At 70.1% G+C, this 13,531-nt stretch carries 13 protein-coding genes; 8 read left to right on the plus strand and 5 right to left on the minus strand.

Annotated elements, in window-relative coordinates; translation table 11 throughout:
- Nucleotides 1-62: 62 nt before the first annotated feature.
- Complete coding sequence (locus GA0074696_RS14025; RefSeq protein ID WP_157745908.1) at nt 63-1,292, minus strand: RNA-guided endonuclease InsQ/TnpB family protein; 1,230 nt, start codon at nt 1,290-1,292, stop codon at nt 63-65.
- Between the two features lie 22 nt (nt 1,293-1,314).
- Between GA0074696_RS14025 and tnpA the strand changes: the two genes are divergently transcribed.
- A complete protein-coding gene (gene tnpA / locus GA0074696_RS14030; RefSeq protein WP_088964552.1) occupies nt 1,315-1,731 on the plus strand; it encodes an IS200/IS605 family transposase in 417 nt (138 codons plus the stop codon).
- Between the two features lie 40 nt (nt 1,732-1,771).
- Here tnpA and GA0074696_RS14035 read toward each other — a convergent pair whose 3' ends face one another.
- Nucleotides 1,772-2,140, minus strand: a complete 369-nt coding sequence (locus GA0074696_RS14035) for a hypothetical protein (RefSeq protein ID WP_231925371.1) — start codon at nt 2,138-2,140, stop codon at nt 1,772-1,774.
- Between the two features lie 413 nt (nt 2,141-2,553).
- Between GA0074696_RS14035 and GA0074696_RS14040 the strand changes: the two genes are divergently transcribed.
- The 3 genes from GA0074696_RS14040 (at nt 2,554) to GA0074696_RS14050 (ending at nt 5,306) form a co-directional block, all read left to right on the plus strand.
- A complete protein-coding gene (locus GA0074696_RS14040) occupies nt 2,554-3,525 on the plus strand; it encodes a quinone oxidoreductase family protein (protein ID WP_197700843.1) in 972 nt (323 codons plus the stop codon).
- Nucleotides 3,526-3,615: 90 nt separating this feature from the next.
- Entirely contained in the window at nt 3,616-4,164 is a 549-nt protein-coding gene (locus tag GA0074696_RS14045) for a hypothetical protein (protein WP_088961519.1), read from the plus strand.
- Between the two features lie 704 nt (nt 4,165-4,868).
- Nucleotides 4,869-5,306, plus strand: coding sequence for a hypothetical protein (locus GA0074696_RS14050; RefSeq protein WP_157745910.1), 438 nt, complete (start codon nt 4,869-4,871; stop codon nt 5,304-5,306).
- A 79-nt stretch (nt 5,307-5,385) separates the two neighbouring features.
- Here the strand turns inward: GA0074696_RS14050 and GA0074696_RS14055 are convergent, their stop codons facing one another.
- From GA0074696_RS14055 to GA0074696_RS14065, 3 genes are read right to left on the minus strand one after another with little or no spacing between them, the layout of a single operon-like run.
- On the minus strand, nt 5,386-6,096 hold the full coding sequence (locus tag GA0074696_RS14055; protein ID WP_088961521.1) for an NADPH-dependent F420 reductase: 711 nt from the start codon (nt 6,094-6,096) through the stop codon (nt 5,386-5,388).
- 34 nt (nt 6,097-6,130) lie between these two features.
- Nucleotides 6,131-7,162 (minus strand): LLM class flavin-dependent oxidoreductase, encoded by a 1,032-nt coding sequence (locus GA0074696_RS14060; protein WP_088961522.1) that lies wholly within the window; start codon nt 7,160-7,162, stop codon nt 6,131-6,133.
- Nucleotides 7,155-8,204: an LLM class flavin-dependent oxidoreductase gene (locus tag GA0074696_RS14065; protein ID WP_088961523.1), complete on the minus strand. Its 1,050-nt coding sequence runs from the start codon at nt 8,202-8,204 to the stop codon at nt 7,155-7,157. The genes GA0074696_RS14060 and GA0074696_RS14065 overlap by 8 nt, the downstream gene beginning before the upstream one ends.
- A 112-nt stretch (nt 8,205-8,316) precedes the next feature.
- Between GA0074696_RS14065 and GA0074696_RS14070 the strand changes: the two genes are divergently transcribed.
- The 4 genes from GA0074696_RS14070 (at nt 8,317) to GA0074696_RS14085 (ending at nt 13,485) form a co-directional block, all read left to right on the plus strand.
- On the plus strand, nt 8,317-8,829 hold the full coding sequence (locus tag GA0074696_RS14070; protein WP_088961524.1) for a MarR family winged helix-turn-helix transcriptional regulator: 513 nt from the start codon (nt 8,317-8,319) through the stop codon (nt 8,827-8,829).
- 557 nt (nt 8,830-9,386) lie between these two features.
- On the plus strand, nt 9,387-10,349 hold the full coding sequence (locus GA0074696_RS14075) for a glycosyltransferase family 39 protein (protein ID WP_157745912.1): 963 nt from the start codon (nt 9,387-9,389) through the stop codon (nt 10,347-10,349).
- 299 nt (nt 10,350-10,648) lie between these two features.
- Nucleotides 10,649-12,334: a glycosyltransferase family 2 protein gene (locus GA0074696_RS14080; protein ID WP_231925372.1), complete on the plus strand. Its 1,686-nt coding sequence runs from the start codon at nt 10,649-10,651 to the stop codon at nt 12,332-12,334.
- Nucleotides 12,322-13,485, plus strand: a complete 1,164-nt coding sequence (locus tag GA0074696_RS14085; RefSeq protein ID WP_088961527.1) for a glycoside hydrolase family 26 protein — start codon at nt 12,322-12,324, stop codon at nt 13,483-13,485. Before GA0074696_RS14080 ends, GA0074696_RS14085 begins: the two co-directional genes overlap by 13 nt.
- Nucleotides 13,486-13,531: the final 46 nt, after the last annotated feature.

A 13,531-nucleotide genomic window follows, 5' to 3' on the forward strand; every position in this document is an offset into this window, starting at 1 on the left:
GGCCCAGGTGGGACGTCGGTCGTCGATCGATCGTGAGGGTGGTCATTGACGATCTCTTCGCCCTAAAGGACGGAGGTTCCCTCCACGCTGCGCGTGGAACACGCGGCGTCCGGGCAGATTCCTGCTTCCTCGCGCGGTGCCGGCACGGATGCCGGTCTTACCTGCGCTCCACAGGCGTTTAGGCTCTCGGCGCGTCCCGCCGCGAGCACGTTGATGGCCGCGTTGACGTCCCGGTCGTGGGTGCTGCCGCACGGGCAGTCCCACGCTCGGACGTCGAGCGCCATCTTGTCGTTGATCCGGCCGCAGTCCGAGCACATCCGGGTGGACGGGAAGAACCGATCCACCCGGGCGAAGGTACGCCCGTACCGGGCGGCCTTGTACTCCAACATGGCTGTGAACGACGCCCAACCGGCGTCGTGCACGGACTTGGCCAGCCGGGTCCGGCCGAGACCGACGACGCACAGGTCCTCGACGTACACCGCTTGATTGTCGCGGATGATCGCCGTGGACAGCTTGTGCTGCCAGTCCCGCCGAGTGTCGGCCACCTGGGCATGCGCCCGAGCGACCTTCACGACGGCCTTCTTGCGGTTGTTCGATCCCTTGGTCTTGCGGGACAGGTCTTGCTGCAACCGCTTGAGCTTGCGGGCCGCGCAGCGCAGGAACTTCGGGGCCGCCACCTTCGTGCCGTCCGAGAGCACCGCGAAGTGGGTCAGGCCCAGGTCGATACCGACCTCCGACTCCACCGGCGACAACGGCTCGTCTGCGGTCTGCACGACGAACGAGGCGAAGTACCGGCCCGCCGCATCCCGGATCACCGTGACCGAGCTGGGCTCGGACGGCAGACCCCGCGACCAGCGCACCTCCACGTCGCCGATCTTCGGCAGGCGCAGCCGGCCGTTGTCCAGCACCTTGAATCGGGCGTTCACGGTGAACCGGATCGCCTGCCGGTTGTCCTTGCGGGAGCGGAACCGCGGCGGTGCCACCTTGCGGCCCTTGCGCTTGCCGGTGATCGAGGCGAAGAAGTTGCGGTACGCCACGTTCAGATCCGCGAGGGCCTGTTGCAGCACGACCGACGAGACCTCGCCCAGCCATGCCCGTTCCGGGGTCCCCTTGGCCGCGGTGACCCGCTTGGACAGCTCGGCGTCCGACAGGTACGGCAGACCCTGCTCGCGGGCTTCCTGCCGTGCGCGCAGCCCGTCGTTGAACACCACCCGCGCGCACCCGAACGCCCGAGCCAGCGAAGCCTGCTGACTCGGCGTGGGATACACGCGGTAGTTGTAACGGAGCTGCACGAGCGCAAAATACCATTGGTTTATGGCTGAACTCGAAGGCATCCGCACTGGTAGGCACTGCGTGTTCGCTCTGCACGCTCAGTTGGTCTTCGTGACGAAGTTCCGGCACAAGGTGTTCGGCGACCGGCACCTCGCCCGCATGGAAGAGATCATGCGGACGGTGTGTGCCGACTTCGAGACCGAACTGGTCGAGTTCAACGGCGAGAACAACCACGTCCACCTGCTCGTCAACTTCCCGCCCAAGGTCGCCCTGGCGAAGTTGGTCAACAGCCTCAAGGGCGTGTCCAGCCGGCGGATGCGGCAGGAGTTCCCCGACCTGCGGCGGCACTACTACCGGGCCAACAAGCTCTGGTCGGGCTCGTACTTCGCCGGCTCCCTCGGCGACGCACCGCTGAGTGCCGTGCGTCAGTACATCGAACAGCAGAACCGCCCGGTCTAAGGCACTGCTCGGGCCTTGGCGGCCCTCCCAGCGCGGGCCTTCACCCCCGCCCTGAAGGGCGGAACACTGGCCCGCACCCCGGTAGCGCGACGCCGTACGGCTGCCCGTTGCGGCACCGGGTGACGGCGCCGGTAGGGCGGTCACCGGCAGCCTTGAAGGCGGAGACGACGGTGCCGCCGCCGTGGACGGCCGCGAACGCGTGCTCCAGCACGGCCACGTCGTCCTGACAGATCTCGTTGAGGGTGACCAGGTCGGGTGCCTCGGCGCCGATCACCGCCGCGGCCTCGGGCACCGATCGGCCGGTGTAGCAGCCGGCCCGGCCGCTGTTGCAGAGGTTCAGCTGGAGCACCCGCAGGGCGGTGGCTCCGGTGGCGCCGGCCACCGACGATCCGGCCGGCATCCCAGCCACGGCGATCAGGCACACCACGACCAGGGCCGGGCGGAGAATTCGGTACGAACGATCAGCCCCGCGCCGACGAAGGAATCCGAGCAGGACCGCACCGCGTAACCGACGGCAGCTGCGGGGGCGGGTGACGTCGGCGGCGGGCTGCTCGGACATGCGGGCTCCGGGTGGGGGAGGACGCGTCTTCGCCGGGTGGCAGCGATCTTACTGCTGCCGATCGGTCGCCGGACCCGGTGTAGGCCGAGGTGTTCCGGGCGCCGGCAACGCGGAGGTGGTCCACGGCAGGCCCGGTGGGCTCGCGGCCGGTAGCCCGACCGGGTGAACCGCGCTCGCGCGGGGACCCCCGACGACGGGTGCACCGGCATGCTGCCTTCGACGATGCGGTGCCCGCACGGCAACCGGGGCGGAGAGGATTCCAGATGGCAGACGGCGACGTGCCGGAGCAGATGCAGGCCGCGGCCTTCGACGAGTTCGGCGGTCCGGAGGTGATCACCCCGCGTATCCTGCCGGTGCCGCAGATCGCCGGCGACGAGGTTCTGATCAAGGTGTGGAGCGCCGGCGTCGGGGTGTGGGACGCCATGACCCGGGAGGGCGCACTGGTGCCCGAGGGAAGCGCCTTCCCGATCGTCCCGGGTGCCGAGGCCGCCGGCAGCGTCGCCGCTGTCGGCGGGCAGGTGACCAACGTCGCCGTGGGCGACGTGATCTACGTGTACGGCTACACCCGGCCGAAGGGCGGCTTCTACGCCGAGTACGCGGCGACCAAGGCCGAGTACGTCGCGAAGCTGCCGGCGGGCCTGCCGGTGGAGCACGCGGGCGCCATGCCGACCGACGCGCTGACCGCCTTGACGGGCCTGGACGTGCTGGGCCTGTCCGCCGGCGCGTGGTTGCTGATCTTCGGGGCGAGCGGGGGACAGGGTCACCTGGCCGTGCAGCTGGCCAAGCGGCAGGGGCTCAACGTGGTCGCCGTGGCGTCCGGGGCGGAGGGCGTGGCGCTGGTGAGCCGGCTCGGTGCCGATCTGGCCGTCGACGGTCACGGTGACCTCGCCGAGGTGCTCGGGCGGATCCGGGAGGTGGCGCCCGACGGCGTGGACGGCGTGCTGGCGATGGCCGGTGGGAAGACGCTGGAGAAGCTCAGCGAGGCGCTGCGCGACGGCGGTGTGCTCGGGTACCCCCACGGGGTGCAACCCGAACCGAGCGAGCGGCCCGGGGTGACGGTCAAGGCGTACGACGGCGAGACCGGGCCCCGGCAGTTGCAGCGCCTCAACGAGCTCATCGAGGCGGGACCGTTCGAGGTGCACGTCGCCCAGAAGTTCCCGCTGGGGCAGGCGGCGGAGGCACACCGTCGCCTGCAGACCTCCTTCCCGGGCAAGCTGCTGCTCACGGTGGTCTGACAGCCGGTAACGCTGCTCGATGCGTCGTACGAGCCCGGCTCGCTACCCGATCTCCCGTGTGGGGGCGCGGCCGGCGGGTAGGGGTTCGCCATGGTGAAGCGCGCGGTGTGGCAGGGGCTGGTGGCCGGGTTGGCGGGGGCGGCGGTGATGACCGCGGCGGAGAAGCTGGAGCAGCGGGTGACCGGGCGGCCCGACTCCCATGTGCCGGCCCGCGTACTGGCGCGGCTCACCGGCCTGCCGGAGGCACCGACACGCCAGCCACGGTGGCGCAACCTCGCGATGCACTACGGCCAGGGCGCGCTCGTCGGCGTGGTGCGCAGCATCATGGCGCAGGCCGGTCTGCGGGGTGCGTGGGCCTCGGGGATGTTCACCGTGGTGCGGTTGACCAACGATCAGATTCTGGAGAACGCCACCGGAGTGGGGGCGCCACCGCAGACCTGGCCGCGCGGCGAACTCGTCGTCGACGTCCTGCACAAGTCCATCTACGGATTCGTCACCGGAGCGGTCGCGGACACCCTCGCCGCCCGCGACGGCGCCGGCCCCGGCCAGCGGCACGCGGCGCTGCGCCCCGGCCGCCGCGCTGACGTCGGCCCGCTGCCCCGAGGCGAGGCATACGGCGTACGGGCACGGCGGGGATAGCCAATTCCTTGGGCCGGTGATCCGGTGTGGCCGCCAGGCCGGCACGGCGTGGAGCCTGGTCCCGGAAATCATCGAGCCCGCGCAGATCGGGGTAACCCAGCTCGATTCATGTCGAGGTCGAGAACATTTCGCCCCTGCGGAAAGCGGGGACTGGCTCCGGGAGCTGCCTGAGGCTGATCGGGGCGGGTTGTCGCGTAACGATCGCCATTATTTCGCCGGCATGACGAAAACATTCATAACCGAACTCCCCGGGTCGGCTCCTCCACCGGCAATTTGGCGGTGGCCGCGCCCTGGCCATTCTTGCGCGGCGGGCGGTGGCGGTGATCGCGAGGCAGCGGCCAGCGTCGCCGGCAGCGAATATGTGGACGAGAAGAATTCGCTGCGACAATCGTGAAATCGTGCGGAGCGGTGCCGAAGTGAAGCATGACACATCCGTCGGCGCCGTTTCGTCGGCGGCGCCGACGCTGAACAGCGAAAGGGACCCGCCGCGCCGGTCGCCGCGCCGCCGGAACCCGCCCGGATCTCCTTGACGGCGTATCCGTGATGCGATCTCATCGGGGCCGGCGCCGACGAATCATCAAACGGCCGGCGCCGTCCGGCGTCCCGTCTTCGTGGTCGTGCCATTCACCCTTGGCGCGCGACCACGGTGGATGCCGCCCATTTCGCCCGCCCGATCGGTGGGCCCTTTCGAAAGGGAGTGCACAATGACGTCACTCGGTGTCAGGATGCTCGGTGCGGTCGCCGTCACCGGTATCGCAGTCGCGGCCGGCGCGTCACCCGCCACGGCCTCCGCCGACAGCGACTTCGCACTGGAGAGCGCCGGGGTCAGCGCCTACGGCAGCTACGACATGATGATGAGCATCCCGGAGCGGCCGGTACCGCCGGTGGCGGTCAACGGGACGCTCGCCGTCAACGCCCCCGGGCGGTGCGGCGTGGTCCAGATCGCCACCAACGGGCCGGCTGACGAGCTCGTCTGGCGGACCTTCGCCGCGCTGTGCACTCCTGGTAAGACGACCGCCCAGACCCGTTCCGAGCTGCTGTGGGGCGGTTTCAAGCCACGGCTCCGGCTGTGCGTCGGCACCACGGTGGCCCGGGCGGAGCGTGGCCGGGTCTGCGACACGTACACCCCGCCGGTCGGCTGACCCGGACCGCGCAGCACGGCCCGGGCAGCGCGACCAGCGTGGCCCGGGCCGTGCGCGCTGTCGAGTGGTGAAGCCGGGCTCACCCCGCCTTCGCCCTGGCCCGGGCCAGGGCGACGGTCCGCCCACGCTCGGACTCCGGGAAGCGGTCGAGCATGGTGCGCACCTCGTCGGCGCTCACGTTGGCGCCGAACAACTCGCTGCCCGGTTCGAGTCGCACGCCCTCGGCCAGGGGGCCGGCGACGACCGGATCGAAGCCGAGCCGGTCCACCAGGGATGCGACGACATCGAGATCACCGGGGTCGTCGCCGGCGATGGCGATGGCCTTGCGGTCGGGTGTGCCGCTCGGCCGCGCCCCGTCCTCGAGATCGTGGTAGCCCATGTGGTTGAACGCCTTGACGACGCGGGAGCCGGCCAGGAACGCCTGGACGGTCTCGCTCGACGAGGTGCGCGGGTCGGTGAGGTCGTCGCGGATGCCGTCGATCTCCCACCAGTAGTTCATCGCGTCGACGACGAGCTTGCCGCGCAGCGCCTCGACGGGGATGCTCCGGTACTTGCCCAGCGGAAGGGCGAGGATGACGATGTCGGCGCCGGCCACGGCGTCGACCGCGGTGGTGGCCACCGCTCCGGGCGTGAGCACCTCGATGGTGAGGGCGATCTTCTCCGGGTCGCCGGAGCCGGCGACCCGCACCCGGTAGCCGGCGCCGAGGGCGAGTCGAGCGAGCACGGTGCCCACCTTGCCGGCACCGAGGATGCCGAGGGTCCGGGGCTCGCTCCGGGCGCTGTCGTTCATGTCGTCCTTCCGCTCTCCGATCGGGCGTTCGTGATCAACTGGCCAGGATGTCACGGACCATGGGAATCACCTTGGTGCCGTACAGCTCCACCGCGCGCATCCGGGCGCTCACCGGCTGGGCTCCGGCGGTGTAGATGAGGTCGAACCGGCCCACGCCGAGACTGCGGATGGCGCGGGCCACCCGGCGGGCGACGGTCTCCGGGGAGCCGATGTAGAGGGAACCGTCCTTCACCTCGGCATCGAACTCCGCGCGGCGGATCGGCGGCCAACCGCGCAGCGCGCCGATTCGGTCCCGCATGACGCGGTAGTACGGCCAGTACAGCTCCTTCGCCTCCTCGTCGGTGTCGGCGATGAAGCCGGGGGAGTGCATCCCGACCGGGTGCGCCGTGGTGCCCAACTGCTCGGCGGCCCGGCGGTAGAGGTCGATGTAGGGCGCGAACCGCTCGGGAGCGCCGCCGATGATGGCGAGCATGAGCGGTAGGCCGTGTCGGGCGGTACGCACCACCGACTGCGGCGAGCCGCCGACGCCCACCCAGGTGGTCAGGCGTCCCGATTCGGTCTTCGGGAAGACGTCGGCGCGCTCGAGCGGAGCACGCTTGGTGCCACTCCAGGTGACCGGCTTTTCGTCCAGCAGCTTCACGAACAGCTCGATCTTCTCCTCGAACAGCACGTCGTAGTCGCGCAGGTCGTAGCCGAACAGCGGGAAGGACTCGGTGAACGAGCCGCGCCCGAGGATGACCTCGGCCCGACCGTGCGACAGGGCGTCCACCGTGGCGAAGCGCTGGAACACCCGGACCGGGTCGTCCGAACTCAGCACGGTGACCCCGGAGGCGAGCCGGATCCGCGAGGTGCGCGTGGCGATCCCGGCCAGCACGGTCTCCGGCGTGGACACCGAGTACTCCGGCCGGTGGTGCTCGCCGAGGGCGATGACGTCGACCCCCAGTTCGTCGGCCAGCACCGCCTCGTCGACGACCTGGCGGATCGCCGCGGCGTAGGAGACGAGCTTGCCGGAGTCGTCCTCCGGCACGTCGCCGAAGGTGTCGAGGCCGAACTCGAGATCAGACATGGGTGGGCTCCTTTGCCAGCAGCTCCCGGACCCGCGGCGCGACCTCACTGCCCAGCAGCTCGATGGTGCGCGCGCGTGCCTCGCGAGGCAGGTGCATGACGTCGTATTTGAGGTCGAAGCGGCTCAGCCGCAGGTCACGGGCCATGGTGGCGATCTTCTGCGCGACCGTCTCGGGTGACCCGACGAAGAGCGCGCCACCGTCGAGCTCGGCCTCGTAGCGTTTGCGGTCCGGCTTGTAGAAGCCGCGCTCCTCGGCAAGCGCCGCCACGACCGGCTGCCAGTACCGCCACCAGGTCTCCACGGCCTCTTCGTCGGTGTCCGCGACGAGGCCGAGCGAGTGCTGCCCGATCGGCTGCACGGGATGCCCGAACTGTTCGAGCGCCCGGAGGTAGAGGTCGACGTTGCCGGCGAACCGCTGTGGGCGCCCGCCGATGATCGCCATCATGAGCGGGAGTCCGTAGCGGGCCGCGCGGACCACCGAGTTCGGGCTCCCGCCGACACCGATCCACGTCGGGATGCCACCGGCCCGCATCCGCGGATGCAGGCGCTGCTCGATCAGGGGACTGCGTACGGTGCCCGACCAGGTGACCTTTTCGTCCCGCTGAAGTCGGACGAAGAGGTCGAGCTTCTCCTCGAACAAGCGCTCGTAGTCCGCCAGGTCGTAGCCGAACAGCGGAAACGACTCGGTCGCTGACGCCCGCCCGAGAACCAGCTGGGCCCGGCCGTTCGACACCGCGTCCAGGGTCGCGAACTCGTGGTAGAGCCGTACCGGGTCGTTGGTGCTGAGCACGGTCACCGAGGTCCCGAGGCGGATCCGATTGGTCGCCGTCGCGATCGCCGCGAGCAACACCGGCGTCGCCGAGTCGTTGTGGCCCTCCCGGTAGTGCTCGCCCACGCTGAACACGTCGAGGCCGACCGACTCCGCGAGCCGTGCCTCGTCAATCAGCAGCCGCACCGTCTCGGCGTCGCTCAGGACCCGGCCGCCGTCGGTGGCGACCTCTCCGAACGAGTTGAGCCCCAGTTCAAAGCCCTCAGCTGTCATCGTCTCCTCCTCACGCTCGCTTCCCGGCGGCGATCTCGCCGCAGGAAGCCCTCGACGATTGACACGTCAACCATGCTAGCCTCAGGATTGACATGTCAACCAGGAGCGCGAGATGACGAAAGCCACACCTGACCGGCGGGCCGGACGCCAGCTACCGAGCGCGGCGGAACTGCGGGCCTGGCGCGCCTACATCGAGACGGCGGAAGCACTCAGGTCTCAGCTCGCGTCCCGCCTCCAGGTCGAGTCTTCCCTCTCCCCGGGGGACTACGCCGTGCTGCTCGCCCTCAGCGAGGCACAGGAGCGGCAGCTGCGCTCCTCCGAACTCGCGGCCCAGATCGGCTGGGAGCGCAGCCGGCTCTCCCACCATCTCGGGCGGATGGAGCGGCGCGGGCTCATCCGCCGCCAGGAGTGCGCAACGGATCGCGGTGGGGCGGAGGTCCTGCTCACGCCGGCCGGAGCCGACGCGTTCCGGCGCTCCACGGTCCCGCACCTGCGCGCCATCCGCGAACTCTTCGTCGACGCTCTCACGCCGGATCAGCTCGCCGCGGCGGGCGAGATCGCCGCGGCGCTGCGCGCGCACCTCGATACGCACCAGACTCCTCAGGCGCCGCGAAACGACCGGTGAGCCCGGACTTTCGTGGCACGGGCGGTTGGACCACGGCGCCCTGCGGGTGAGCCCGCGAAGGGTTCACCGAGCGGCGACTCGATCAGCATCCCGGCCACCAAGTAGGTGGTTGGTCCCCGATTCGGTGCTTCTGACGCATCCGGGATGTCTGTCCATCCTTGTTCCCTATGCTCCAGGTGACATTCCTACCCGATCCAGGACTCCGGCCGGTCCTGCGCCGCGTGCTGCCCACGCCGAGGACCCGCTGGGCTGGCGTCGCCTCGGGGCGCCCCTGCTGCGGCTTCCACCGCCGGTTCCGACAGAAATGCGTGAGACACGATGAAGGACGCGGACACCATAGTCCTGCCCCGGCTGACGTCGACGGAGGTCGACGTCGAGGACCCCTGGGGCGAAGGCCACGACATGCCCCCCAGCCGGCGGCCGACCCCGTCCGGTGGCGGGTCGCCGCCTGGCTGGTACCGGCACTGCTGACGGTCGCGCTCTGCCTCGTCCGGAGCGGCGCGCCCGCCCCGCCCACCGAGGACGCCCCGGAATGGGCCATCGCCGGTTCAGCACTGATGCGCTGGTGGGCGGAGGTCCTCGGCGCGCCGGGCCCGGCGGTGCGGGCGGTGTCGATGGTGGCCATCATCGGTGCGGCGGCTCTTGTCGGGCTGTTGGCGGCCCGACTGTTCACGCCGCGGGTCGGCCTGCTGGCCGGAGTGATCTTCGCGCTGGTGCCGACGTCGACGCGGTACGCCCAGGAGGTCCAGCCGTACGCGCTGACGGTGTTCGCCGCCGTGCTCGCCACGTTCCTGCTCGTGCTGGCCGTCGACCGGCCGACGTTCGGACGCTTCGCCGGCTACGGCGCCTCGGTGCTGCTGCTGGGCCTCTCCCACGGTCTCGCGCTGCTGTTGCTGGCCGGGCACGGCTGGACCGTGTTCGCCTTCCGGCGCGGCGTGGCCGGCCGCTGGTCGACGGTGGCGCTGTTGGGTGCGCTACCCACGGCCGCCGCGCTGGGACTGTTCGGCGGGCAACCCGGCGCGCCGATCGCGCGGGGATCGAAGCTCACCCCGGACGTGTTGGCCGCGGCCCCCCGGGAACTGTTCGGCGTCACCGCCCTGGGGATCGTACTGCTCGTGTTGGCCCTGTTCAGCCTTCCGTTGCGGCGCTCCGCCGCCGTCTACACCGCGTGGGCGGTGGTGCCGCCGCTGGGGTTGCTGCTCGTCGCGCAGGCGACGCCGATCTGGCTGCCGGAGGTGCTGCTCTTCACGCTTCCGGCGTGGGCGACGCTCGGCGCGGTCGCCCTTACCCGGGTGCGTGCCCGGTGGTGTGCGCTCGCCCTGGTGGCGATCGCGGTGCTCGGTGCGCCGGCACAGCTGGCCCGGCCGGCGTTGGAGGGACACGAGCGGGCGACCGGCGATCTCGCGAGGTTCATTCAGCTGTGGACCGGGCCCGCCGGCGGCGAGACGCCGCACGGGGCTCGCCCGGCCCCCGCCGGTGGACGAGAACGGCCGGCGGAAGAAGGCTCCTGGGGTATTTGAGCAACACGCACGCTTTGGGCTGATTGCCCGAATAGCATCAGCTCCGGTCGAGTTCGTGTCGGGCAGAATCCTTGGGGGGCAACGTGGGGATCGCCAGCGATAGCCGGCTGTCTCACGTCGCGGGGCAGGCTACCGCGGGTGCTCCGGCCGTCTCCCCGCCCCGGACCTCGGCGGAGCAGCCCCCCGACCGGCGACAGCGCAACGTCAGAGCCCGTCGCGCCTACGCGGCGTGCGGGACGACGGCCGGACCGTTGGTCGCGCCACGGCACCCGGCGGCGGCGGTCGAGTTCCGCCATGCCTTGTCGCCGGCGTCACGGCTGATCCTGACGCTGTTCGTCCTCGTCAACAGCGCGGCCGGCCTGCTGTTCATCGGCTGGCTGCTGCTCCCGGCGCACGTGCCGGGGCCGGGCGTGACCGGGATCGGGAACTGGCAGACGATGACGGCCCGGCTCGGCTTCTGCGTGGTCGTCGGCGTCGAGCTGATCCGCCTCGCGCAGAACGTGGTGATCTGGGTGTTCGCGTACCACGCCAAGGATCCGGTCCCGGTCGATCCGCCGGTCGGCCTGCGGGTGGCCCTGCTCACCACCATCGTGCCCAGCAAGGAGCCGATCGACGTCGCCGAGCGGACCCTGCGGAGGATGACACAGATCGTGTACTGCGGCCAGGTCGACGTCTGGATCCTCGACGAGGGGGACGACCCGGCCGTGAAGGAGATGTCCGCGCGGCTCGGCGTGCGGCACTTCAGCCGTAAGGGCCGCCCGGAGTACAACCAGCCGAGCGGTGAGTTCCGGGCCCGGACGAAGTCGGGCAATCACAACGCCTGGCGGGCGGAGCACGAGCACGGCTACGACGTGGTCGCCAACGTCGACCCGGACCACGTCCCGTTGCCGGGCTTCCTCGAACGGACCCTCGGGTACTTCCGCGACCCGGACGTCGCCTTCGTGGTGACGCCCCAGGTCTACGGCAACATGCACCAGAACTGGGTCGCGCACGGCGCGTCGGTGCAGCAGTACCTCTACAACGGGCTCATCGCGCGGGGCGGGAACGGGCTGGACGCGCCGCTGCTCACCGGCACCGGCCACCTCTACCGACCGGCGGCCTGGCGGAGCATCGGGGGCTACCAGGACTCGATCATCGAGGACCATCTCACCAGCATCCGGGTCCACGCCGCCGTCAACCCGCAGACCGGCAACCGGTGGAAGGGCGTCTACACCCCGGACGTGCTGGCCATCGGGGAAGGCCCGACCTCGTGGGCGGACTACTTCAACCAGCAGAAGCGGTGGGCGGCCGGCATCTGCGAGATCCTCATCCGCCCCGAGCTGCGCGCACCGCGCGAACTCGGTGGACGGCGCCGCTGGCAGTACCGCCTGCTCCAGTTCTACTACCCGAGCGTCGCCGTCAGCCTGTTGCTGGGCAATCTCGCCACGGCCATGTACCTGCTCACCGGTGTGGGCGCGGCCCAACTCGACGTCACCGTGTGGTCGGTGCTGTGGGGTTCGAGCATGGGCACCTGGTTTCTGCTGTGGCTCTGGCTCCGCCGCTTCAACATCGCTCCCCACGAACGGGAGGAGATCGGCCTGGTCGGGATGGCGCTGGCGCTGTTCGCCGGTCCCATCTACGCGGCCGCCGGTGTCAGTGCGCTGCTTCGGCGGAAGCTCGGGTTCGTGGTGACGGCCAAGGGGAAGCTGCGCACCACCGAGTCGCTCGGCACCTTCCGGCTGCACTTCTGCTGGGCGGCTTTCGCCGCTGCCCTGCTCGGCGCGAGTTTCGTACTGGACACCAGCTTCACCATGCTCCACGTCTGGCCGATCCTGACCCTCCTGACAGGTCTCGGTCCGCCGCTGATCGCGCTCCTGTCGAACATCACGGCCCGCGGAAAGCAGCACGACGACACGGCCGAGCAAGCCGCGCCCGCCGGCAATGAGGAGCGCCAACCGCCGAAGTCCCGGGTGCCGGCGAACGGGGGTGTGCCATGGCCAAGCTGACCGTCCCGCGGGTCATGACGGTGTTGATCGCCGCGCTGCTGCTGGCCTACGCCTTCGCCATGGCGCCAAAGACCACGGCCGAGGGCCGAAAGGAGGCGCCGTCCGACCGGGTTGCCGCGGCCGGACCAAGCGCGGTGGCGACGGCCGAACCAGGCTCGTCGCTCGGACCGGACCGGAAAATCTTCCCTCCGGCCGGTAAGACGTTCATCGGTGTCATGACTCAGGAGGGCCCGCACGACTTCACCGCGGTGGACATGTTCACGGCGGCCGCGAAGCGCCAGCCGCAGGTCATGCTCTTCGGCTCCGGATGGGCATCCGAGGCATTCGACCGGACGCCCTTCGACCGGATCAAAGACCGCGGCATGCTGCCAATGCTGGGCTGGGAACCGTGGGACTACCGATTGGGCGAAGCGGCCATCAAGAAGGGGCTCCCGACCCGCGAGGTCGACAGGTTACGGAACGAGCAGACCCAGTACCGGTTGTCCCACATAGCGCGCGGGGACTTCGACAGCTACCTGCGATCCTGGGCCGAAGGGATCAAGTCACTCGGCTACCCGGTGGCCATCCGGTTCGCCCATGAGATGAACGGCTACTGGTACCCGTGGTGCGAGCTGGTCAACGGCAACCGACCGGGCGACTACGTCAAGGCGTGGCGCCACGTACATGATCTGTTCCGGGCTGCCGGGGCCACCAACGTCACGTGGGTGTGGAGCCCGAACAACATCTGGGACGATTCGCTCCCCAAACTCTCCACGTTCTACCCGGGCGATGCCTACGTCGACTGGGTGGGCATTTCCGGCTACTACACCACTGTGTTCACCTCGGACTACCGGCCCTTCGACGTGATCTTCGACAGGATCATCAAGGAGATCCGCGCCTTCAGCAGCAAACCGCTGGTCATCACCGAGACCGGTGCCTCCGACGCCTACGGGCGCAAGGCCGAGTGGATCACGCGGGCATTCCGGCTGCTGCCCCGCTACAAGGACATCATCGGCGTCATCTGGTTCGAAGTGAACAAGGAGAGGGAGGTGGACTGGCGCATCGTCAGCTCACCGGCCGTGACAAAAGCCTTCGCCAAGGGGGTCGCCGGCCCTCGTTACCAGGTCACCTGGTCGCCAGACATGCTCCTGCGCAGGAAACTCGAGGACTAGATGTTCCGTACCCGGCCTCGTCCCGGTCGATGTCGACACCCGCACC

Origin of the sequence: Micromonospora purpureochromogenes (assembly GCF_900091515.1) — a bacterium.
Lineage (GTDB): Bacteria > Actinomycetota > Actinomycetes > Mycobacteriales > Micromonosporaceae > Micromonospora > Micromonospora purpureochromogenes.

Excerpts from the sequence above, each read along its gene's own strand:
- tnpA (WP_088964552.1), top strand. The coding sequence starts at position 1,315 with ATGGCTGAACTCGAAGGCATCCGCACTGGTAGGCACTGCGTGTTCGCT.
- GA0074696_RS14055 (WP_088961521.1), bottom strand. The coding sequence starts at position 6,096 with ATGAACGACAGCGCCCGGAGCGAGCCCCGGACCCTCGGCATCCTCGGT.
- GA0074696_RS14065 (WP_088961523.1), bottom strand. The coding sequence starts at position 8,204 with ATGACAGCTGAGGGCTTTGAACTGGGGCTCAACTCGTTCGGAGAGGTC.
- GA0074696_RS14050 (WP_157745910.1), top strand. The coding sequence starts at position 4,869 with ATGACGTCACTCGGTGTCAGGATGCTCGGTGCGGTCGCCGTCACCGGT.
- GA0074696_RS14060 (WP_088961522.1), bottom strand. The coding sequence starts at position 7,162 with ATGTCTGATCTCGAGTTCGGCCTCGACACCTTCGGCGACGTGCCGGAG.
- GA0074696_RS14045 (WP_088961519.1), top strand. The coding sequence starts at position 3,616 with ATGGTGAAGCGCGCGGTGTGGCAGGGGCTGGTGGCCGGGTTGGCGGGG.
- GA0074696_RS14085 (WP_088961527.1), top strand. The coding sequence starts at position 12,322 with ATGGCCAAGCTGACCGTCCCGCGGGTCATGACGGTGTTGATCGCCGCG.
- GA0074696_RS14070 (WP_088961524.1), top strand. The coding sequence starts at position 8,317 with ATGACGAAAGCCACACCTGACCGGCGGGCCGGACGCCAGCTACCGAGC.
- GA0074696_RS14075 (WP_157745912.1), top strand. The coding sequence starts at position 9,387 with ATGCGCTGGTGGGCGGAGGTCCTCGGCGCGCCGGGCCCGGCGGTGCGG.
- GA0074696_RS14040 (WP_197700843.1), top strand. The coding sequence starts at position 2,554 with ATGGCAGACGGCGACGTGCCGGAGCAGATGCAGGCCGCGGCCTTCGAC.